The 19,421-nt window shown below is 62.1% G+C and carries 19 protein-coding genes; 18 read left to right on the top strand and 1 reads right to left on the bottom strand.

The window, feature by feature from the left end; genetic code table 11:
- The first annotated feature begins 25 nt into the window (after nucleotides 1–25).
- The 16 genes from AACZ65_RS13635 to ureG all read left to right on the top strand — a co-directional run bounded on the left by AACZ65_RS13635 (nucleotide 26) and on the right by ureG (nucleotide 14,336).
- The gene (locus AACZ65_RS13635) at nucleotides 26–1,126 is read left to right on the top strand and encodes an ABC transporter ATP-binding protein (protein ID WP_297540306.1); all 1,101 of its coding nucleotides are present in this window, start codon (nucleotides 26–28) and stop codon (nucleotides 1,124–1,126) included.
- Nucleotides 1,126–1,983: an ABC transporter permease gene (locus AACZ65_RS13630; RefSeq protein WP_339671723.1), complete on the top strand. Its 858-nt coding sequence runs from the start codon at nucleotides 1,126–1,128 to the stop codon at nucleotides 1,981–1,983. The genes AACZ65_RS13635 and AACZ65_RS13630 overlap by 1 nt, the downstream gene beginning before the upstream one ends.
- A gap of 1 nt (nucleotide 1,984) precedes the next feature.
- Complete coding sequence (locus AACZ65_RS13625; RefSeq protein WP_339671722.1) at nucleotides 1,985–2,845, top strand: ABC transporter permease; 861 nt, start codon at nucleotides 1,985–1,987, stop codon at nucleotides 2,843–2,845.
- Between the two features lie 340 nt (nucleotides 2,846–3,185).
- The gene (urtA, locus tag AACZ65_RS13620) at nucleotides 3,186–4,448 is read left to right on the top strand and encodes an urea ABC transporter substrate-binding protein (protein WP_339671721.1); all 1,263 of its coding nucleotides are present in this window, start codon (nucleotides 3,186–3,188) and stop codon (nucleotides 4,446–4,448) included.
- Nucleotides 4,449–4,514: 66 nt separating this feature from the next.
- Nucleotides 4,515–6,488, top strand: a complete 1,974-nt coding sequence (urtB, locus tag AACZ65_RS13615) for an urea ABC transporter permease subunit UrtB (protein WP_339671719.1) — start codon at nucleotides 4,515–4,517, stop codon at nucleotides 6,486–6,488.
- Between the two features lie 3 nt (nucleotides 6,489–6,491).
- Entirely contained in the window at nucleotides 6,492–7,676 is a 1,185-nt protein-coding gene (gene urtC / locus AACZ65_RS13610) for an urea ABC transporter permease subunit UrtC (RefSeq protein WP_339671717.1), read from the top strand.
- Entirely contained in the window at nucleotides 7,673–8,413 is a 741-nt protein-coding gene (gene urtD, locus AACZ65_RS13605; protein ID WP_339671715.1) for an urea ABC transporter ATP-binding protein UrtD, read from the top strand. The genes urtC and urtD overlap by 4 nt, the downstream gene beginning before the upstream one ends.
- 3 nt (nucleotides 8,414–8,416) lie before the next feature.
- Nucleotides 8,417–9,112 (top strand): urea ABC transporter ATP-binding subunit UrtE, encoded by a 696-nt coding sequence (urtE, locus tag AACZ65_RS13600; protein ID WP_339671713.1) that lies wholly within the window; start codon nucleotides 8,417–8,419, stop codon nucleotides 9,110–9,112.
- Nucleotides 9,113–9,241: 129 nt separating this feature from the next.
- Nucleotides 9,242–10,054, top strand: coding sequence for an urease accessory protein UreD (locus tag AACZ65_RS13595; RefSeq protein ID WP_339671711.1), 813 nt, complete (start codon nucleotides 9,242–9,244; stop codon nucleotides 10,052–10,054).
- A 12-nt stretch (nucleotides 10,055–10,066) separates the two neighbouring features.
- Nucleotides 10,067–10,369 carry an urease subunit gamma gene (locus AACZ65_RS13590; protein WP_297540324.1) on the top strand — a complete coding sequence of 101 codons (303 nt, stop codon included), beginning with the start codon at nucleotides 10,067–10,069 and terminating at the stop codon, nucleotides 10,367–10,369.
- A 12-nt stretch (nucleotides 10,370–10,381) separates the two neighbouring features.
- On the top strand, nucleotides 10,382–10,540 hold the full coding sequence (locus AACZ65_RS13585) for a hypothetical protein (RefSeq protein WP_339671708.1): 159 nt from the start codon (nucleotides 10,382–10,384) through the stop codon (nucleotides 10,538–10,540).
- Complete coding sequence (locus AACZ65_RS13580; RefSeq protein WP_037274397.1) at nucleotides 10,537–10,842, top strand: urease subunit beta; 306 nt, start codon at nucleotides 10,537–10,539, stop codon at nucleotides 10,840–10,842. The genes AACZ65_RS13585 and AACZ65_RS13580 overlap by 4 nt, the downstream gene beginning before the upstream one ends.
- Nucleotides 10,843–12,552 carry an urease subunit alpha gene (gene ureC, locus AACZ65_RS13575; protein WP_339671705.1) on the top strand — a complete coding sequence of 570 codons (1,710 nt, stop codon included), beginning with the start codon at nucleotides 10,843–10,845 and terminating at the stop codon, nucleotides 12,550–12,552. It begins immediately after the preceding gene.
- Between the two features lie 10 nt (nucleotides 12,553–12,562).
- Nucleotides 12,563–13,045, top strand: coding sequence for an urease accessory protein UreE (locus tag AACZ65_RS13570; RefSeq protein WP_339671703.1), 483 nt, complete (start codon nucleotides 12,563–12,565; stop codon nucleotides 13,043–13,045).
- Nucleotides 13,045–13,677: an urease accessory UreF family protein gene (locus AACZ65_RS13565; RefSeq protein WP_339671701.1), complete on the top strand. Its 633-nt coding sequence runs from the start codon at nucleotides 13,045–13,047 to the stop codon at nucleotides 13,675–13,677. Before AACZ65_RS13570 ends, AACZ65_RS13565 begins: the two co-directional genes overlap by 1 nt.
- Nucleotides 13,674–14,336, top strand: coding sequence for an urease accessory protein UreG (ureG, locus tag AACZ65_RS13560; RefSeq protein WP_339671700.1), 663 nt, complete (start codon nucleotides 13,674–13,676; stop codon nucleotides 14,334–14,336). The genes AACZ65_RS13565 and ureG overlap by 4 nt, the downstream gene beginning before the upstream one ends.
- On the opposite strand, the gene AACZ65_RS13555 is transcribed toward ureG, so the two are convergent.
- On the bottom strand, nucleotides 14,333–14,971 hold the full coding sequence (locus tag AACZ65_RS13555; RefSeq protein ID WP_339671699.1) for a helix-turn-helix domain-containing protein: 639 nt from the start codon (nucleotides 14,969–14,971) through the stop codon (nucleotides 14,333–14,335). The two genes, ureG and AACZ65_RS13555, sit on opposite strands and share 4 nt — an antisense overlap.
- Before the next feature lie 152 nt (nucleotides 14,972–15,123).
- On the opposite strand from AACZ65_RS13555, the gene AACZ65_RS13550 reads away from it, so the two are divergent.
- Both AACZ65_RS13550 and AACZ65_RS13545 read left to right on the top strand, forming a co-directional pair.
- Nucleotides 15,124–16,251, top strand: a complete 1,128-nt coding sequence (locus AACZ65_RS13550) for an efflux RND transporter periplasmic adaptor subunit (RefSeq protein ID WP_339671697.1) — start codon at nucleotides 15,124–15,126, stop codon at nucleotides 16,249–16,251.
- Between the two features lie 24 nt (nucleotides 16,252–16,275).
- On the top strand, nucleotides 16,276–19,380 hold the full coding sequence (locus tag AACZ65_RS13545; RefSeq protein ID WP_339671695.1) for an efflux RND transporter permease subunit: 3,105 nt from the start codon (nucleotides 16,276–16,278) through the stop codon (nucleotides 19,378–19,380).
- Nucleotides 19,381–19,421 lie beyond the last annotated feature (41 nt).

The following is a 19,421-nucleotide window of genomic DNA, read 5'->3' as shown; positions in this document are numbered from 1 at the left end:
CGTCGACCCCGAAAGGTCAAAAGACGTGGACAGCTTAGCCGCCGATCTCGAATGCCGAAACCTGATCAAGCGGTTCGGCGCTTTCACCGCTGTGGACGATGTGTCCTTTGCAATTCCCAAGGGATCGTTTTTCTCCATCCTCGGCCCGTCCGGCTGTGGTAAAACCACCTTGCTGCGGATGATGGCCGGATTTGCGCGTCCGGATTCCGGCGATATCCTGATCAAGGGCGGGTCGGTTCTGGATACACCGCCCAATCGGCGGCCCGTGAACCTTGTGTTTCAGCATCTGGCGCTCTTTCCCATGATGACCGTGGCCGAGAATATCGCCTATGGCCTGCGCCGTCGTGGCACGCCGCGCCCCGAGATCGCTCGCGCGGTGGCAGACGTGCTGGAAAGGGTGGGCCTCGCGGATGCCGGACCCAAGCGGATCGACCAGCTCTCGGGCGGACAAAAGCAGCGGATCGCGATTGCGCGGGCCATGGTTCTGGACCCGGCGGTTTTGCTGCTGGATGAACCCTTGGGCGCGCTTGATCTCAAGCTGCGCGAACACATGAAGATCGAACTCAAGCAGTTGCAGCATGAGTTTGGCACGACCTTCGTCTATATTACCCATGACCAATCCGAGGCGATGATGATGTCGGACCGGGTGGCGGTGATGAACGCCGGGCGCTTCGAACAGGTTGGCACGCCGGAGGAGTTGTATTTCCACCCTCAAACCGCCTTTGTCGCGGGCTTCGTGGGGGATGCCAACAAACTGCGCGCCAAGGTGATCGCGGCGGATGGCACGGGGTGCAAGCTGGCCACCGATCAGGGTCTGACCCTGACCGCTGCCAACCCACGGTCGGGCGCGGCCGAGTTGGGCGGCCTTTTCGACATCTTCATTCGTCCCGAATCCATCGCGGTGGGCGTAGCTGCGCAGGACAGCACCAATCGGCTGGAGGCGGTGATCGAGGACGTGCTGTTTAACGGCGCGCAGAGCCGGATTTTGGCACGCTTGCCGGGGGGCGACGTGATCGAGGCACTCTTGCCGCAATCAGGCGAAGCCGAACCGTTGCGGCGCGGGGCCTCTGTCGCGCTCGGGCTTGGCCCGGCGGCGGTCGTGTCCTTTGCGGCGGCGGGGGCGTGATGCGCGAGGGCAAGCTGGTCTTCTGGTTGCTCTTCGCGCCCTTTGCGGCGTGGATCGCGCTCTTGATCGTGATTCCGCATATCGACATGCTGATCCTGTCGCTGCGGGAAAAGGTGGCCCCGCGTGTCTATGAAACCGGCTTTCGCAACTATGCGGATTTCGCGGCAACATGGGTCTATCCTTGGACGCTGCTCCGCACGGTGGCCTTTTCGATCATCGCCACGGTTTTGACATTCCTCATCGGGTTCCCTGTGGCCTATTACATCGCCAAGATTGCGCAGGGTCGCACCAAGGCTGCGCTCTTCATGCTGTGCCTTTTGCCGTTCTGGGTGTCCGAGATCGTGCGGGTATTTGGCTGGATGCTGCTATTGCGGGAAACCGGACTGATTTCCAACGCCTTGCAGGGGATGGGGATCATCTCGGCGCCGGTCGAGTTTCTCTATAATGATGCGGCAATTCTGATCGGCCTCGTCTATACTTCGATGCTCTTCATGATCGTGCCGCTGATTTCCACCATCGACGGGATGGATGATGCGCTGGTCGAGGCAGGCTATGATCTGGGCGGCAACGGCTGGACTGTGATGACACGGATCGTCATCCCCTATGCCATGCCGGGGATCATCGCAGGCTCTATCGTGGTGTTCATGCTGGCGCTGGGCAATTATCTCACGCCGACCCTCTTGGGGGGCAAGAGCGGGCAGTGGTTCACCGCGCAGATCTATTCGCAGTTCATCACCCGCTTCAATTGGGAGTTGGGATCGGCTTTTGGCTTTATCCTTCTGGCCACGTCGAGCGCGCTTGTCTGGCTCTTGCTGCGCCTTTCGGGCCAGTCGCTTTCGAATACGCTGGGGCGCTAGGATGCTGGCCTCTCTCCCTCGTTCGCCACTCTTGCGCTTTGCTTACGCGGCCTATGTTGCGCTTTTCTTTGTCTATATGGCGCTGCCCTTGGCGGTGGTGGCGGTCTTTGCCTTCAACGACAGCCAGTTTCCCGGCCTGCCATGGGAAGGTTTCACGCTGGATTGGTTCATCGGGGCAGAGCAACCCCGCCTCGGTCTGATCAACGACCGGAGGATCGTCGCGGGGTTTTTCAACTCGGCCTTTGTTGCGTTTTGGGTCACGGCCCTGTCGCTGACCGTTGCAACCACAACTGCCTTTCTCTTTGATCGCCATGATTTCCGGTTCAAGGAGTTCGCCTATATCATGATGCTGGCACCGTTGGTCATTCCGGGGGTGATCCTTGGTATCTCCATCCTCGTGTTTTCGTCCACGCTGGCGGAGGCGGTAAATACCGTGACTGGTTACGAGATTTCGGCCCTGCGACCGGGGCTCTTTCTGGTGATTCTCGGGCAGTTTTCCTTCATCACCACTATTGCGACCCTTGTCATCGCCGCGCGTCTGCGCCGCTTTGACCGCACGCTGGAAGAGGCGGCGCTCAACCTCGGAGCAACGCCAGCTGTGGTCTTTATGACCATTACCCTGCCATGGCTGCGGCCTGCGCTCTTTGGTGCGGGGATCGTGGCCTTTTTGATTTCGTTTGAGAATTTCAACACTACGCTGATCCTCAACGGGTCGAATGCACCGCTGACGGTGACGATGTTCGACCGTATGCGCGAAGGCTCGACCCCGGTGCTCAACGCTGTGTCGGTGACGCTAATGGTGGGATCGGGCCTGTTGGGCCTGTTGGGTATTCTCGTCCAAGGGCGCGGGCAAAAGCCCTAATAGCCCGATGCCGCGGCGCGGCATTATTTTCTGCAACCGCAAATAAAATGGGCGGTGCGCCTGAGAACTGCTCAAAAAGCGGCAATCTTGGCCCTTGATGCGTCGTGGTGCGAGCTCTGGCTAGAGCAAATTGCGCCAGTTCTGTTTGCTGCCACCTGTCTGAAACGGCTCAGACCCCACACAGAGAGGCCTTGGTCCCGCGAGACCGCGCCCCGCTGTGGAGAGGTTAAAACAATATGCTGCGGCGCAAAATGACGGTGGGGGATCCGAAATTGAACAACGCCACGACGCGCGCAGCCCGGACATGGGAGTTCCGAACGAAATGACGAAAAGAACATTTATGGCGAGCCTCGTTGCAACCACCGTTCTGGCGACGGCTCCGGCGCTGGCTCAGGATTGCCCCGTCAAGGTGGGCGTGCTGCATTCGCTCTCGGGAACGATGGCAATCTCGGAAACCACGCTCAAGGACACGGTCCTGATGCTGGTCGAACAACAAAACGCCAAGGGCGGGCTGCTGGGTTGTCCGATCGAGGCGGTCGTGGTCGATCCGGCCTCGGACTGGCCGCTCTTTGCGGAAAAGGCGCGCGAATTGCTGACCGTGAACGAGGTCGATGTGATTTTCGGCTCCTGGACCAGCGTCAGCCGCAAATCCGCCCTGCCGGTGCTCGAGGAACTGAACGGTCTCATGTTCTATCCGGTGCAGTACGAGGGCGAAGAATCCTCGCGCAACGTGTTCTACACCGGCGCTGCACCCAATCAACAGGCGATCCCGGCAGTGGATTACTTCCTCGAAGAACTGGGCGTCGAGAGCTTTGCGCTGTTGGGAACGGACTATGTCTATCCCCGCACCACCAACAACATCCTTGACGCCTATCTGAAATCCAAGGGCGTCGCGGCCGAGGACATCTTTGTCAACTACACCCCCTTCGGTCATTCCGACTGGGCGACCATCGTGGCGGATGTCGTGGCCTTGGGCGCGGGCGGCAAGAAGGTGGGCGTTATTTCCACCATCAATGGTGATGCGAACATCGGCTTTTACAAGGAACTGGCCGCCGCCGGTGTCAGCGCCGATGACATCCCCGTTGTCGCCTTTTCGGTCGGCGAAGAAGAGCTGTCAGGGCTTGATACAACCGAACTCGTGGGGCACCTTGCGGCGTGGAACTATTTCCAGTCCGCCGATACCGAGATCAACGCCGAATTCGTCAAGGCGTGGAAGGCCTATGCCGGTGAAAACCGCGTAACCAACGACCCGATGGAGGCGCATTACATCGGTTTCAACATGTGGGTGAACGCGGTCACGCAGGCGGGCACCACCGATGTGGATGCCGTGCGCACAGCCATGTGGGGGCAGGAATTCCCCAACCTCACCGGTGGCACGGCTGTCATGCTGCCGAACCACCACCTGACCAAGCCGGTGCTGATTGGCGAGATTCGGGCCGATGGGCAGTTCGACATCATCAGCCAGACCGAGGAAGTGCCGGGTGACGCCTGGACCGATTATCTGCCCGAGAGCGCGCCGCTCACGAGCGATTGGAAGGATCTGGGCTGCGGTATGTACAATACCGAAACCAAGACCTGCGTGCAGATGACCTCGAACTACTGACGCGGACCGGGCGCGCGGCGCTGATGCCGCCGCGCGCCTCTTCTCCCGAGCAAGGCCTTCATCCAGATGCGTTCGATTCCCTCCCTCGCCCGGCTTGTGGCGACAGTGCTTGCCCTTGGCCTCTTGTCCGTGTTGCGGCCCGTCGTGGCACTGGCGCAGGACGGGTTGCAACCGATCTTGCAAGAGTATCAGGCCGAGATCGCCAAACCGTCGCGCAGCACCGTTGAGAAGGTATTGAGCGGGTTGATGGCCGCCGACCGCCCCGGCACCGCCGAATTCCTGCTGCGCTGGCAGGATCGTGGGGTTTATGCGCGACCCACCGATGGTCTGTTTTTCTACGCCGAAGAGATCGGCGATGCGCTGCGATTGATCGACATCGACAGCGGCGCGGCCGTGGCCGAGGTCAGCAGCCGCGAGGTGAGCCAGATACGACCTAATTCTGGGGTGCGGGCAGTGATCGCTGCGGCCCTGGTGCCTTTCGAATTGAACGCGCCCGATCCAGCGCGGAGGGAGGCGGCGCTGGATGCAATCGCCCGTAGCGGTGATGCCAGCCAGATCGACCCGCTCAGCCGGTCCATCGAGACCGAGACCGATCCCGCGCTGAAACAGCGCAAGGAGCGGCTCTTGACCCTCTTGACCGCGCAATTTGCATCGGCGTTGCCCTATCGTCTTGCGGCAATCGAAGGCTTGGCGGGGGATACCAGCATCGAGGCGCGCAGCGTGCTCAACCAGTTGACGGCGCGGGTGCCGGGAGTGGGCACCGCGCTGCCAACCGGGGCCAACATTGCGAACGTGCTCGAGGTTGGCACAGATATTTCCGAGGTCGAGGCCTATGACAGGCTGGTATCTGCCAATCTTGCACCGCCACGTCAGAGTGCCACGGATCGCCGTGATGTGCTGGCACAGCATATCGTCGATGGTGCGGTGGGCGGCGTGCCCCTGCATCTGCTCAGTACGGATGCCGCCCGCGCCCGTGCCTATGAGGCGCTGGAGGCCGCAGGCACCGTGCCCCCACGCGCCGCCGAGGATGAGGTGGCGCGCGCAGTGGCAGCGCATGTGTTCTACGAGGCCTATGCCGAGCCCAACCCCGAAGTGACGACCGCCGCAGAGGAGGCCCTGTCCGCCACGTCGCGCGCGCTAGGTCTTTATCAGACGCTCGATCTGGTGCTGGATGGGCTGTCGCTCGCGTCGATCTTTTTCCTCGCGGCCATCGGTCTTGCCATCACCTTTGGCGTCATGGGTGTCATCAACATGGCACATGGCGAGTTCATCATGATGGGCGCCTACACCGGCTATGTGGTGCAGCTTTTCATTCCCGATTACACCGTCAGCCTGATTGTCGCCCTACCGCTCGCCTTTGTCGTGACATTCGGTGCGGGCGTGGCGATGGAGAGGCTGGTGATCCGGCATCTCTATACCCGGCCTCTGGAAACGCTGCTTGCGACCTTTGGCATCTCGATTGCCTTGCAACAGCTGGCCAAGAACATCTTTGGCACGCAGGCGCGCCCGCTGACCGCGCCCGATTGGTTGAGCGGTGCGCTAACGCTGAATGACATCGTGAGCATCAGCAATATTCGCGTGGCGATCTTCGTCCTTGCTCTCATCTTTCTCGCGCTGCTGCTCTTCATCCTCAAGCGCACAAGGCTGGGGCTTGAGGTGCGGGCGGTCACGCAGAATCCCGGTATGGCGGCCAGCATGGGCATCGACCCGGACCGCATCAACATGCTCACCTTCGGTCTTGGCTCGGGCATCGCGGGGATCGCGGGCGTGGCGATTGGTCTCTACGCACAGGTCACATCCGAGATGGGGGCCAATTACATCGTCCAGAGTTTCATGACCGTTGTCGTGGGCGGTGTCGGCAATGTCTGGGGCACACTGGCGGGGGCCTCGCTGATCGGCTTTCTGCAAAAGGGAATCGAGTGGTTCAACCCCTCGAACACGCTGGCAGCGCAGACCTATATGATCCTCTTCATCATCCTTTTCATCCAATTCCGGCCCAAGGGCATCGTCGCCCTCAAGGGTCGCGCGGCGGGGGACTAAGCCATGAACACACCCGAGATTGCCCCACGCAGGCGGTTTCTGGCGGAAAACCCGTCGGTCCTGTGGTTCCTAGGCTGTCTCGCGCTCTTTACCTTGGGCGTGACAGTGTTGTCCGAGGGGTTCGGTCTAGCCCTGATTTCCACGTCAATGGTCAAGATCCTCGGCATGACCCTCTGCCTCTGTCTCATCGCCGTGGCGATGGATGTGGTCTGGGGCTATTGCGGAATCCTCAGTCTCGGACATTTCGCATTTTTCGGACTTGGCGGCTATGCCATCGGCATGTGGCTGATGTATGCGCGCACCCAAGGGATCGTGGTGGAGTCCCTCTCGGCAACGCCCATTCCACCGACTGATATCGAGATCGAGAATGCCATCGCCAGCCAGATTTTCGGCGTGGTGGGCAGTAACGAGCTGCCCTGGCTCTGGGGGTTTGCCCATAGTCTTACGCTGCAGCTGATGATGGTGGTTCTGGTGCCGGGCCTTTTGGCGCTGGTCTTTGGCTGGCTGGCTTTCCGCAGCCGTGTCACGGGTGTCTACCTGTCCATTCTCACGCAGGCGATGACGCTGGCGCTGTCGCTCTATCTCTTTCAGAACGACACTGGATTGCGCGGCAACAACGGTCTCTCTGGATTGCAGAACATCCCCGGCCTTGACCATGTGCCCCAATCCTCCCTGTCGCTGTGGTTCTTCTGGGCCTCAGCTCTGGCGCTGGGGCTGGGTTATCTGGTGTTTGCCTGGCTCGTGTCGGGCAAGTTCGGCTCGGTCATCCGCGCCATTCGCGACAATGAGGCGCGGGTGCGGTTTCTGGGCTATGACGTCGAAAGCTACAAGCTGATGATCTTTACCCTGACCGCGGTTGTTTCGGCCATTGCGGGTGCGCTCTATTACCCGCAGGCGGGCATAATTAACCCGGCAGAGATTGCGCCGATTGCCTCGATCTACCTTGCGGTCTGGGTGGCCATCGGCGGGCGCGGGCGGCTCTATGGGGCCGTGATTGGTGCGGCGGTCGTTAGCCTTGCGTCTAGCTGGTTCACTGGTGGCGGTGCGCCCAATATCGACCTTGGGTTCTACACGCTCAATTGGACGGATTGGTGGCTCGTGCTCTTGGGCCTCGGCTTTGTCGCGGTCACGCTGTTTTTCCCGCGTGGCATCGGGGGGCTTTTTGACATGATCGTGAGAAAACCATGACCACGCTTCTCGAAGTCTCGGGCGTCTCTGTCACCTTCGATGGGTTCCGCGCGATCAACAACCTGTCCATTCAAGTGGCAGAGCCAGAGTTGCGTGCTGTGATCGGGCCGAACGGGGCGGGCAAGACGACCTTTATGGACATCGTCACCGGCAAGACGCGGCCTGATGAGGGCCGGGTGATCTGGGGCGAAAAGAACGTCTCGCTCTTGGGCCTGAGCGAGAGCCAGATTGCACGCGCAGGCATTGGCCGCAAGTTTCAGAAACCGACGGTCTTTGAGGCGCAGACCGTGCGCGAGAACCTAGCGATGGCGCTCAAGGCCAGGCGCGGGCCATTCGATGTGCTGTTCTATCGCCATTCCAAGACCGCAACCGCCCGGATTGCCGAACTGGCCGAGGAAATCGGCCTCTCCGATGCGCTGGCGCGTCGCGCCGGAGAGCTGAGCCATGGGCAAAAACAATGGCTGGAAATTGGCATGCTCTTGGCACAGGACCCGCGCCTGCTGCTGGTGGACGAACCCGCCGCCGGGATGACCCCCGCAGAGCGCGAACATACGACCGATATTCTCAAACGCGCGGCCCAGACCCGCGCTGTGGTGGTGATCGAGCATGACATGGAGTTCATCCGCCGCCTTGGGTGCAAGGTGACGGTGCTGCACGAAGGCTCGGTTCTGGCCGAAGGCAGTCTGGATCACGTGACCCAAAACCAACAGGTGATTGATGTCTATCTGGGGAGATGAGCGATGCTGAGCGTCGAGAACCTCACGCTGCATTATGGCGCGTCGCAAATCCTGCATGGGGTCAGCCTGACCGCGCGTCCCGGTGCGGTGACGGCGGTCATGGGTACCAACGGGGTGGGCAAGACCAGCCTCCTCAAGGCTATCGCCGGGCGGCATCCCTACTCGGGGGGTAAGATTTCCCTGGATGGGGTTGCGTTGGACCATCTCAGCGCGGCGCAGGCGGCGCGTGCGGGCATCGGCTATGTGCCACAGGGGCGCGAGGTGTTTCCGCTCCTGACCGTGACCGAGAATCTCGAAACCGGCTTTGCCTGTCTGCCAAAGCCAGAGCATCGGATTCCGCCACGGATTTATGATCTCTTTCCGGTGCTGGAACAGATGAAGGACCGGCGCGGCGGTGATCTGTCGGGCGGGCAGCAGCAGCAACTGGCCATCGCCCGCGCGCTGATTGCGCGGCCCCGGGTGCTGTTGCTGGATGAACCGACCGAGGGCATCCAGCCCAATATCATCAAGCAGATTGGCGAGGTGATCGGCCTTTTGCGCGACGAAGGGGAAATCGCCATCGTTCTGGTGGAGCAGTATTTCGATTTCGCCTATGGGTTGGCGGATGATCTGGTGGTCTTGAACCGGGGCGAGGTGCGGTTGTCCGAACCTGCGGCAACGGTGGAGCGCGCGCGGCTCTTGCGTGAGGTGTCTATTTAGTGGGCGGTATGCGTTAAGATTAGGCATTGGCGGGCGGCGCGTGGGTCTCAGGCTGGATTGGTGCGCGCGGACACTGGCAGGCCGTGACGCAACGAGTAGCCTCTGTGCTGTCGCAACCCGGAATCTGCCATGACCGCCTGTCCTGCCCCCTTGCATCAGCGTAGCCACGGCGCAGCCCATGTTGGCCTCTTGCCCGGCCCTGCGGGGACGCGGCTTGACCGGTTGCATCAGGAGGGATCGGCCAAGGCCTTTATCCATTCCGGCGCATCTGGCCCCGAGGTGGTCTTTCTCAACACATCCGGAGGGCTGGCAGGTGGTGATACACTGGCCTATCGCCTTGATCTGGCGACGGGATGTCAGGCGACCGCAACTACGCAAACAGCCGAGCGCGCGTATTGCAGCACGTGCGGGCCTGCGCATGTCACTGTCCGGCATGTGGTCGGGGCGGGCGCGCATCTCGATTGGTTGCCGCAGGAAACCATCCTCTATGACAGCAGCGACCTGCATCGCGAGACTACTATAGATCTGGCCGAGGATGCCTCTTGCCTGATGCTTGAAGCCGTCGTTCTGGGCCGTGCGGCCATGGGCGAAACCTTGGAAGACGTCACCCTGCGCGATACCCGCCGGATCATGCGTGCGGGCCGCCCTGTGCTGATAGAGCCGTTGCATCTGGTCACTGATGGATTGACCGCAGGTGCTGCTGTTTTGGGCGGGGCGCGGGCCTTTGCCACGCTTGCTCTGGTGGCGCCCGGGGCTGTGGATGCGGTCGGGCGCGCTCGGGCGGAGTTGACCGAAGAGGGCGTGACAGGCGGGGCCTCAGGTTTTGACGGCAAGTTGGTGATCCGCCTCATGGCGGGTGATGGGTGGCCGCTCAAGCGCCAGATCATGCGCCTTTTGCGCGCTCTGCGCTCTGGCCCATTGCCCCGCGTTTGGCAGATTTAGGAGAGACACGCGATGAACCTAACCCCCCGCGAAAAGGACAAGCTATTGATTTCGCTGGCCGCGATGGTCGCGCGCGGCAGGCTTGCGCGCGGGGTCAAGCTCAACCACCCCGAGGCGGTGGCACTGATCACCGACTTCGTGGTCGAGGGCGCGCGCGACGGGCGCTCGGTTGCCGATCTGATGGAGGCGGGCGCGCATGTGATTACGTCTGATCAATGCATGGAAGGCATTCCGCAAATGATCCATGCCGTGCAGGTCGAAGCGACTTTTCCCGATGGCACCAAACTTGTCACCGTTCACAATCCCATTCGCTGAAAGGACCTGATGATGCGCTATCCCGTTGCCTTTTTTTTGCTCACCCCCACGCTGGCGCTGGCCCATTCCGGCCCTCATCTGCATCCGCATGGGATTGACGCGCTGTGGGTGGCTGTCGTCGGGATCATCGCGGCGGCAGGGGGCTATGTCCTGGCCAAGGTGCGGAAATGATCCCCGGCGAGGTGCTGTGCGCCGAGGGCGAGATCACCCTTAACGCGGGCGCGCCCGTGACGGTGCTGATGGTCGCCAATACCGGCGACAGGCCCGTTCAGGTGGGTAGCCATTATCACTTTGCCGAGGCCAATAGCGGGCTTTCGTTCGACCGAACTGCGGCCCGCGGGCAGCGCCTAGATATTCCTGCCGGCACCGCCGTGCGGTTCGAGCCGGGCCAAAGCCGCGAGGTGCGGCTCATCCCCTATGGCGGTACGCGGCAAGTGTTCGGCTTTAACCAACAGGTGATGGGAGATCTCTGAATGCCCCATGCGATCCCCCGCTCCGCCTATGCCGCCATGTATGGCCCCACCACCGGCGACCGGCTGCGGCTTGGCGATACCGACCTCATCATCGAGGTAGAGCGCGATCTGACCACTTATGGCGAAGAGGTTAAATTCGGCGGTGGCAAGGTGATCCGCGACGGCATGGGGCAGAGCCAGACCACGCGTGCGGGTGGGTCCATGGACACCGTCATCACCAATGCGCTGATCGTCGATCATCAGGGGATCACCAAGGCCGATGTCGGTCTGCGCGACGGCCTCATTGCCGCCATCGGCAAGGCGGGCAATCCCGATACGCAATCGGGCGTCGATATCGTCATCGGACCGGGAACCGAGATCATCGCCGGAGAGGGCCGCATTCTCACCCCCGGCGGGTTCGACGCGCATATCCACTTCATCTGTCCTCAGCAGATCGAGGATGCGCTGCATTCCGGCATCACCACGATGCTCGGCGGCGGCACCGGCCCCGCCCATGGCACGCTCGCCACCACTTGCACACCGGGAGCGTGGCATATCGGGCGGATGCTGCAAGCGCTCGACGCCTTTCCGATGAATTTCGGCCTCTCCTCCAAGGGCAACGCGAGCCAACCCGAAGCACTGGTCGAGATGGTCCGCGCGGGGGCCTGCGCGATGAAGTTGCACGAGGATTGGGGCACCACGCCCGGCGCGATTGATTGCTGCCTGAGCGTCGCAGACGACATGGACGTGCAGGTGATGATCCACACCGACACGCTCAATGAAAGCGGCTTTGTGGAGAATACGCTTGCCGCCATCAAGGGCCGCACGATCCATGCCTTTCACACCGAGGGCGCGGGCGGCGGCCATGCGCCCGACATCATGAAGGTGGTGGGCTATGATCATATCCTGCCGTCGTCGACCAACCCCACCATGCCCTATACCGTCAACACGATCGAAGAACATCTCGACATGCTGATGGTCTGCCACCACCTCGACAAGGCGATCCCCGAGGATGTGGCCTTTGCCGAGAGCCGTATCCGCCGCGAAACCATCGCGGCCGAGGACATTCTGCACGACATGGGCGCGTTTTCTGTCATGGCCTCGGACAGTCAGGCCATGGGGCGCGTGGGCGAGGTGATCATCCGCACCTGGCAGACGGCCTCGAAAATGCGCAAACAGCGCGGGAGGTTGGCAGAAGAGACGGGCGACAACGACAATGTGCGGGTGAAACGCTATATCGCGAAATACACCATCAACCCCGCCATCGTCCACGGGATGAGCGCCCATATCGGAAGCGTCACGCCCGGCAAACGCGCCGATCTGGTGCTGTGGGACCCGGCGTTCTTTGGGGCCAAGCCGGAAATGGTGCTGATGGGCGGCTCTATCGTGCTGGCGCAGATGGGGGATCCCAATGCGTCCATTCCCACGCCGCAACCCGTCTATTCGCGGCCGATGTTCGGGGCCTATGGGCGTGCGGTCGAACGCTCTGCCGTGCTCTTTGTCAGCGCAGCGGCGCAGGCGGACGGGATTGGCGCCACGCTCGGGCTGGCCAAGGAGACCGTGGCCGTTGCCAATACCCGCAAGATCACCAAGCGCGACATGATCCACAACAACCTCACGCCTGAGGTCGAGGTGCATCCCGAAACCTACGAAGTGCGCGCCAACGGTGAATTGCTCACCTGCGAACCGGCCTCGGAGTTGCCCCTCGCTCAGCGCTATTTCATGTTCTGAAGGCCCATCCATGACCGATCTGCCCGTAACCCGCCGCCTGCTGCATCACGCGCCCGACTGCATCGCAGATACCGTCGTGCTCGATTATGACGCGCGGCTGATGCGGCGCAAACGACTGGTGGGGCGCGGCGGCCTCGCGTTTCTGGTCGATCTGGCGGAGGTGACGAACCTGGACGATCACTGGGGCTTTGTGCTGGAGGATGGGCGCGCGGTGGGCGTCGAGGCGGCCCCCGAGGATCTGATCGAGGTGCGCGGAGATCTGGCGCGGCTGGCCTGGCATATCGGCAACCGGCACACGCCCTGTCAGATCGGTGCGGGTCACCTGACGATCCGGCGCGACCATGTGATCGAGGCGATGCTGGCGCATCTGGGCGCGGATCTGACCCCCGTCACCGGTCCGTTCCGCCCCGAAGGTGGGGCCTATGGCAAGGGGCGCACCATGGGGCATGATCATGGGGGGCATGATCACGGTCACACACATAGCCACGCCTGATGCTCACCCTTTCCCATCTCACCCTTGTGCACTGGCTCTCGCCCGCCTTTCCGACCGGGGCTTTTGCTTATTCCCACGGGCTAGAGGCCGAGATTGCATCGGGTGTGGTGCATGATGCCGCCAGTCTTGAGACTTGGCTCGGGAATATCCTGCGCTTTGGCGCGGGCTGGCAGGATGCGGTGCTGCTGGCGCAAGCGCTCGAGGGAGAGTGCGACGCGCTCGACGATCTTGCCCGTGCGCTGCAACCCTGCGCGGAACGCTTGCGGGAAAGTCTGGAACAGGGGGCCGCTTTGGCGCGGTGCGTGGCAGGGATGACAGGCCATCATTTGCCCGCGCGCCTCTTGCCCGTATCGGTAGGAGCGGCGGCCGCCGAGTTGGGATTGCCCAAAAAGGATGTGATCGCGCTCTATCTGCAGGGCTTTGCCGGCAACCTCGTGACCATCGGCATTCGGCATGTGCCTCTGGGTCAGACCGAGGGGCAGGCGGTTCTGGCGCGGCTTTTGCCCTCTATTCATACGCTGGCAGAGCGTGCCGCTTGCGCCACACTGGACGACATCGGCACCTGCACGCTGGCGGGCGATCTGGCGGCGCTGCGCCACGAAACCATGGACGTAAGGATATTCCGCACATGACAGCCAAAAGCATGAACGGCCCGCTACGTGTGGGCATCGGCGGCCCGGTGGGCGCGGGCAAGACGACGCTGACCGAAATGCTGGCCCGCGCACTGGCGCAGCACTGTTCGATGGCGGTTATCACCAATGACATCTACACCCGCGAGGATGCCGACTATCTCATGCGGGCACAGGTGCTGCCCGCCGATCGCATCCGGGGCGTGGAAACCGGCGGCTGCCCGCATACGGCCATCCGCGAGGATGCCTCGATCAATCTGGCGGCGGTGGATGACCTGTCGGCCGCCTTTCCTGATCTTGATCTGATCCTGATCGAGTCGGGCGGGGACAACCTTGCTGCCACGTTCAGCCCCGAACTGGCGGATATCACCCTCTATGTCATCGACACCGCCGCCGGTCAGGACATTCCGCGCAAGCGTGGACCGGGAGTGACGAAATCGGACCTTCTGGTGGTGAACAAGACGGATCTCGCCCCCTACGTGGGCGTTGATCTGGCGCGTCTGGAGGCCGATACCGCACATGCCCGTGCAGGCAAACCCTATGTGCTGGCGCAATTGCGTCTCGGCTTGGGCGTTGATGCCGTGGTCGATTTCATGTTGCAGGAGGGGGGCTTGCAGGTGCAACCGTCGCGCGCGACGGCGGTTTTTGAATCGGGGGGCTAAGATTGAAGGCCTTTGATAAACACCTGGATCGCCAATTTTTGCCGCGTTGCGAGCGCCTCTGGCGTGGCAAGACAGTCAGGATCGAGCAATGACTCGAGCGGCCATGGCCGCACCATGTCAAGCAGTAGCAGCGCTGCGTCGGTGGTGTCCTCGACCGCGATTTCGCAGCGCGCCAAACCTCGCTCCAACTCAGCTTTGAGAATGCACATATCGCGCCGCATCAGGGTCTGGACCAAATCGCGGCCTATGTCCGGCGCGTGGGGCACCTCGGCCACAAAGGCCCGCAGGATTTCGAGCGGCAGGCCATAGCCCTGATGACGACCTTGCGACAGCACGCGTTCCAACCGCTCGGCGATTGGAAGGGCGGTGTCGCTGTCGGGCAGGGGACGAATGAACCCGTTGGCCACCTTGTCGATATAGGCGCGAAAGAGCGTGCTGCGGCTGGAAAAGGCGGTGTAGAGCGTCCTCTTGGACATGCCCGCACGCACGGCGATCGCCTCCATTGTGGCCCCGTCCAGCCCGCGCTCTGCATGTACCGCCTCAAGCGCCGCAAAAATGGCCTCGCGCCGATCTTCGCAACTGAGCGTGACAGGGCGGCCACGACGGATTTTGCTCTGGGCTTGGTCGCGCTGCATGCTACCTACACCCTATCGCCTCATTTTCGCACAACGGTTGTGCGCGCGGCCTTGTGCTGTTGCCATTTTCCCGATTGTCATATTTATAAAACTCAGGCGTTTTATATCGACCGGACGCTGTTCTGCCAATCCATATCGTGAAAGGGTCCCTGATGGCTGCGTTTCCCCGAATGATCCGCGTGCTCGCGCTCTGTGCCTGCCTCGTGCCGGGGGGTGTCGTGGCGCAACAGGGGCAGGGGCCCACGCCCGTCACCGTGGTAACGCTTGCGCCGCAGGACGTGACGCTGACCTCTCTCTTGCCGGGGCGGGTTGCGGCCTCGGCAGAGGCCGAAGTGCGCCCGCAGGTCAACGGGATCATCACCGAACGGCTGTTCGAAGAGGGCGCAGATGTAACCGAGGGTGATCCGCTCTATCAGATCGACAAGGCCACTTATGAGGCCGCCGTGCGGCAGGCCCGCGCCGGTGTGGCGCAGGCCGCCGCGCAGTTGCGCGCAGCAGAGCGCGAGGCGCAGCGTCTGGTCGAATTGCAATCGCGCAACGTCGCCAGTGAACAGGCTCTGGACGAGGCCACATCGACTCGCGATGCTGCCGCTGCGGGGCTGGAACTGGCAGAAGCGCAGCTCAATTCCGCCGAAATCGAACTGTCGCGGACCACCATTCGCGCGCGGCTTTCGGGGCGGATTGGCCTGTCGCTAACGTCGCAGGGTGCGCTTGTGACCGCAAGCCAGTCTCAACCCCTGACCGTGATCCGCAATATCAACCCAGTTTACGTCGACGTGACACAATCCGCCGCAGATTTGCTGAGATGGCGGCGCGGCGAGACTGAGCGCGATCTTGCCGGCGCAGATGCGACGGTACGCCTAAAGTTGGCAGACGGCTCGGATTACAGCGAAACCGGAGAGCTCAAGGCGGCGGAACCGAATGTAAATCCACAAACCGGGGTCGTCACGCTGCGGATGCAGTTCGACAATCCCGATCTGCTGCTTTTGCCGGGTATGTATGTGCAGGTGGAAATGCCCGTCGAGGTGGCCCGGGACGTCTATCTCGTGCCGCAAGAAGGGGTAGTCCGCGACCGACGCGGGCGCCCTATGGCTTGGGTGGTCAAAGGTGACGGCGTGATCGAGGAACGCGCGCTGAGCGTCATTCAGGATCGTGGCAATGCCTGGGTTGTGGAGGAGGGGCTGAACCCCGGTGATCGCGTGATGGTGGCCGGGTTCCAGAAAACCGCCCCCGGTGCCACGGTCGCCCCCGAAGAGCGCGCCGCCGCGCCACAACAGTAACCGACCGGGCAGAGGATATTCCGCATGGCCAGCTTTTTTATCGACCGCCCGGTGTTCGCTTGGGTCATTTCGATCCTCATCATGGGGGTCGGGGTGCTGGCCATCCTGATCCTGCCGGTCGCGCAATATCCGCAGATTGCGCCGCCCTCGGTCACGGTGACGGCCACCTATCCCGGTGCCTCGGCCGACACGGTGGCCAATACGGTCACGCAGGTGATCGAGCAGCAGATGACCGGCCTGGATGGCTTGCGCTACTTCTCGTCGCGCTCGACGTCGGCTGGCAGCGCAGAGGTGACGCTGACCTTCGAGACCGGCACCGATGCGGATATCGCGCAGGTGCAGGTCCAGAATAAACTTGGACAGGCCACGCCGCTCTTGCCCGAAATCGTGCAACGACAGGGCATCACGGTCGAGAAGTCCTCGGCCGGGTTCCTGATGGTGGTGGGCATGATCTCGACCGATGGCACGCTCGACCAAGTGGACCTGTCGGACTACATGGTCACGAACCTTGTGGACGAGCTGAGCCGGATCGAAGGCGTCGGATCGGTAAATGTCTTTGGCGCGCAATATGCGATGCGCATCTGGCTCGATCCGTCCAAGCTGGCGGGGTTTGGCCTGACTCCTTCGGATGTGGTGGCGGCGGTTTCGGCGCAGAATGCGCAGATTTCAGCGGGGTCCTTTGGTGCACGCCCCACCGTTGAGGGCCAGCAGCTCAACGCCACGATCACCGCGCAATCGCTCTTGAGCTCGCCCGAGGATTTCCGCCAGATCGTGCTGCGCGCCGAGACCGACGGCGGTCTGGTGCTGCTCGACGATGTGGCACGGGTCGAGATCGGGGCGGAAAACTATGCCACCACGGCGCGGTTCAACACCGATCCGGCGGCGGGCATGGCGATCACGCTGGCACCGGGGGCGAATGCCCTCGACACGGCGCGCGCGATCAAGGACCGGATGGCAGAATTCGCCCGCTTCTTTCCCGAAGGCGTGGATTACGTGATCCCCTATGACACCACGCCGTTTGTCGAGATTTCGATCAAGGAAGTGGTCAAGACCCTGTTCGAAGCGATTGGCCTCGTGTTTCTCGTGATGTTCCTTTTCCTGCAAAACCTGCGCGCGACACTTATTCCGACGCTCGCGGTGCCGGTTGTCTTGTTGGGCACCTTCGGTGTGCTGGCGGCGGCGGGGTTCTCGATCAACACGCTCACAATGCTGGCCATGGTGCTGGCCATTGGCCTCTTGGTCGATGACGCGATCGTGGTCGTGGAAAACGTCGAGCGGATCATGGAGGAAGAGGGGCTTGGACCCCGTGAGGCCACGCACAAATCCATGGGCCAGATCACTGGCGCGTTGGTGGGCATTGCGATGGTGCTCTCGGCGGTCTTCGTGCCGATGGCGTTCTTTCCCGGCTCCACGGGTGTGATCTATCAGCAATTCGCAATCACCATTGTGTCGGCCATGGCGCTGTCGGTGGTGGTGGCAATCACTCTGACGCCCGCACTCTGCGCATCCCTGCTCAAGGCCAAGGGGCATGGTGCTGCACGCGGACCCTTTGCATGGTTCAACGCGGGCTTTGGCAAGTTGACCAATGGCTATGGCGGCACGGTTGGTTGGTCCGTGCGCCGCCCGGTGCGGGTCTTCGTGGTTTATTTGGCGCTCGCCTTGGGCATGGCGCTGATGTTTCTGCGTACACCTACCGGGTTCCTGCCCGAAGAGGATCAGGGCATTCTTTTCACCCTCATCCAGACGCCCACCGGATCAAGCGCGGAGCGCACGCTGGAGGTGGTCAAGCAGGTCGAGGACTATTACCTTGAACAGGAAACCGATGTCGTGAACTCCTTGTTCGGCGTCGTAGGGTTCAGCTTTTCGGGCAATGGGCAGAACATGGGTCTGGCCTTTGTCCAGCTCAAGGATTGGAAAGATCGGACTGAGCCGGGCCAGAGTGTGCAAGCGCTTGCCGGGCGCGCCTTTGGCGCGTTCAGCCAGATCCGCGATGCGATGGTATTCCCGGTGGTGCCGCCTTCGGTGATCGAACTGGGCAACGTCTCGGGGTTTGATTTCTACCTTCAGGCGCGGGCCGGACAGAGCCATGCGGACCTTATGGCGGCGCGCAATCAATTGCTGGGCATGGCGGCGCAAAGCGATCTCATCGCCTCGGCACGCCCCAACGGGCTAGAGGATGCGGCGCAATACAATCTTGATATCGACTGGCGTAAGGCAGGGGCGATGGGGCTGACACCCACGGATGTTGGGCAGCTCCTCCAGATTGCCTGGGCGGGCAGCTATGTGAACGACTTCCTCGATCAGGGCCGGATCAAGCGGGTCTATGTTCAGGGCGAGGCCGAAGCGCGGGCGCAGCCCACCGATATCGACAAATGGCGGGTGCGCAATGCCAGCGGCGGGCTGGTTCCGTTTTCAAACTTCGCCGAAGGGCGATGGGATTATGGCGCGCAGGGGCTCTATCGCTACAACGGCATCCCGTCGGTGCAGCTGCAGGGCACGCCCGCGCCTGGCGTGTCGACCGGCGAGGCGATGGCCGAGATGGAGCGTCTGGTGGCGCAACTGGGGCAAGGCTATGAGCTGGCCTGGACAGGGCTGTCTCTGGAAGAGCGGGAGTCGGGCAATCAAGCGCCGCTTCTCTACGCGCTATCCCTGGCGGCGGTATTCCTATCGTTGGCAGCGCTTTACGAAAGCTGGTCGATTCCCTTTGCAGTTATGCTGGCCATGCCCATTGGCATCGTCGGTGCTTTGACCGGCGCGTGGATCGGTGGTTTCGAGAATGGTGTGTTCTTTCAGGTTGGATTGCTCACCGTGGTGGGCCTGACCGGCAAGAACGCAATCCTGATCGTGGAGTTCGCCCGAGAACGCTATGAGGCGGGGGAGAGTATTCTCGAGGCCGTGACCGAGGCCGCGCGCCAGAGGTTCCGCCCGATCATCATGACCTCCATGGCATTCTCCTTGGGTGTCCTGCCGCTGGTTCTAAGTTCCGGCGCGGGGTCGGGTGGGCGCAATGCCATCGGGTCTGGCGTGCTGAGCGGAACAATCTCGGGCACGGTGCTCGGCGTGGTGTTCGTGCCACTCTTCTTTGTTATCGTGACGCGCCTCTTTGGCGGCAATCGCACCAAAGAGTAATCGCTCGGACAGGTTGGGGTAGATTTTGGGGTTCCGTCCTA

This window comes from uncultured Roseovarius sp., assembly GCF_963972555.1.
In the GTDB taxonomy this organism is placed as follows: Bacteria; Pseudomonadota; Alphaproteobacteria; order Rhodobacterales; family Rhodobacteraceae; genus Roseovarius; species Roseovarius mucosus.
This window is presented reverse-complemented; position numbering and strand designations above follow the sequence as displayed.

What these genes read in the sequence shown, in the direction of transcription:
- AACZ65_RS13585 (WP_339671708.1), top strand. Translation starts at nt 10,382, where the DNA reads ATGCGCTATCCCGTTGCCTTTTTTTTGCTCACCCCCACGCTGGCGCTG.
- AACZ65_RS13545 (WP_339671695.1), top strand. Translation starts at nt 16,276, where the DNA reads ATGGCCAGCTTTTTTATCGACCGCCCGGTGTTCGCTTGGGTCATTTCG.
- urtD (WP_339671715.1), top strand. Translation starts at nt 7,673, where the DNA reads ATGACCACGCTTCTCGAAGTCTCGGGCGTCTCTGTCACCTTCGATGGG.
- AACZ65_RS13595 (WP_339671711.1), top strand. Translation starts at nt 9,242, where the DNA reads ATGACCGCCTGTCCTGCCCCCTTGCATCAGCGTAGCCACGGCGCAGCC.
- ureG (WP_339671700.1), top strand. Translation starts at nt 13,674, where the DNA reads ATGACAGCCAAAAGCATGAACGGCCCGCTACGTGTGGGCATCGGCGGC.
- AACZ65_RS13555 (WP_339671699.1), bottom strand. Translation starts at nt 14,971, where the DNA reads ATGCAGCGCGACCAAGCCCAGAGCAAAATCCGTCGTGGCCGCCCTGTC.
- urtE (WP_339671713.1), top strand. Translation starts at nt 8,417, where the DNA reads ATGCTGAGCGTCGAGAACCTCACGCTGCATTATGGCGCGTCGCAAATC.
- AACZ65_RS13550 (WP_339671697.1), top strand. Translation starts at nt 15,124, where the DNA reads ATGGCTGCGTTTCCCCGAATGATCCGCGTGCTCGCGCTCTGTGCCTGC.
- urtA (WP_339671721.1), top strand. Translation starts at nt 3,186, where the DNA reads ATGGCGAGCCTCGTTGCAACCACCGTTCTGGCGACGGCTCCGGCGCTG.
- AACZ65_RS13565 (WP_339671701.1), top strand. Translation starts at nt 13,045, where the DNA reads ATGCTCACCCTTTCCCATCTCACCCTTGTGCACTGGCTCTCGCCCGCC.
- urtC (WP_339671717.1), top strand. Translation starts at nt 6,492, where the DNA reads ATGAACACACCCGAGATTGCCCCACGCAGGCGGTTTCTGGCGGAAAAC.
- AACZ65_RS13590 (WP_297540324.1), top strand. Translation starts at nt 10,067, where the DNA reads ATGAACCTAACCCCCCGCGAAAAGGACAAGCTATTGATTTCGCTGGCC.
- AACZ65_RS13630 (WP_339671723.1), top strand. Translation starts at nt 1,126, where the DNA reads ATGCGCGAGGGCAAGCTGGTCTTCTGGTTGCTCTTCGCGCCCTTTGCG.
- urtB (WP_339671719.1), top strand. Translation starts at nt 4,515, where the DNA reads ATGCGTTCGATTCCCTCCCTCGCCCGGCTTGTGGCGACAGTGCTTGCC.
- ureC (WP_339671705.1), top strand. Translation starts at nt 10,843, where the DNA reads ATGCCCCATGCGATCCCCCGCTCCGCCTATGCCGCCATGTATGGCCCC.
- AACZ65_RS13625 (WP_339671722.1), top strand. Translation starts at nt 1,985, where the DNA reads ATGCTGGCCTCTCTCCCTCGTTCGCCACTCTTGCGCTTTGCTTACGCG.
- AACZ65_RS13570 (WP_339671703.1), top strand. Translation starts at nt 12,563, where the DNA reads ATGACCGATCTGCCCGTAACCCGCCGCCTGCTGCATCACGCGCCCGAC.
- AACZ65_RS13580 (WP_037274397.1), top strand. Translation starts at nt 10,537, where the DNA reads ATGATCCCCGGCGAGGTGCTGTGCGCCGAGGGCGAGATCACCCTTAAC.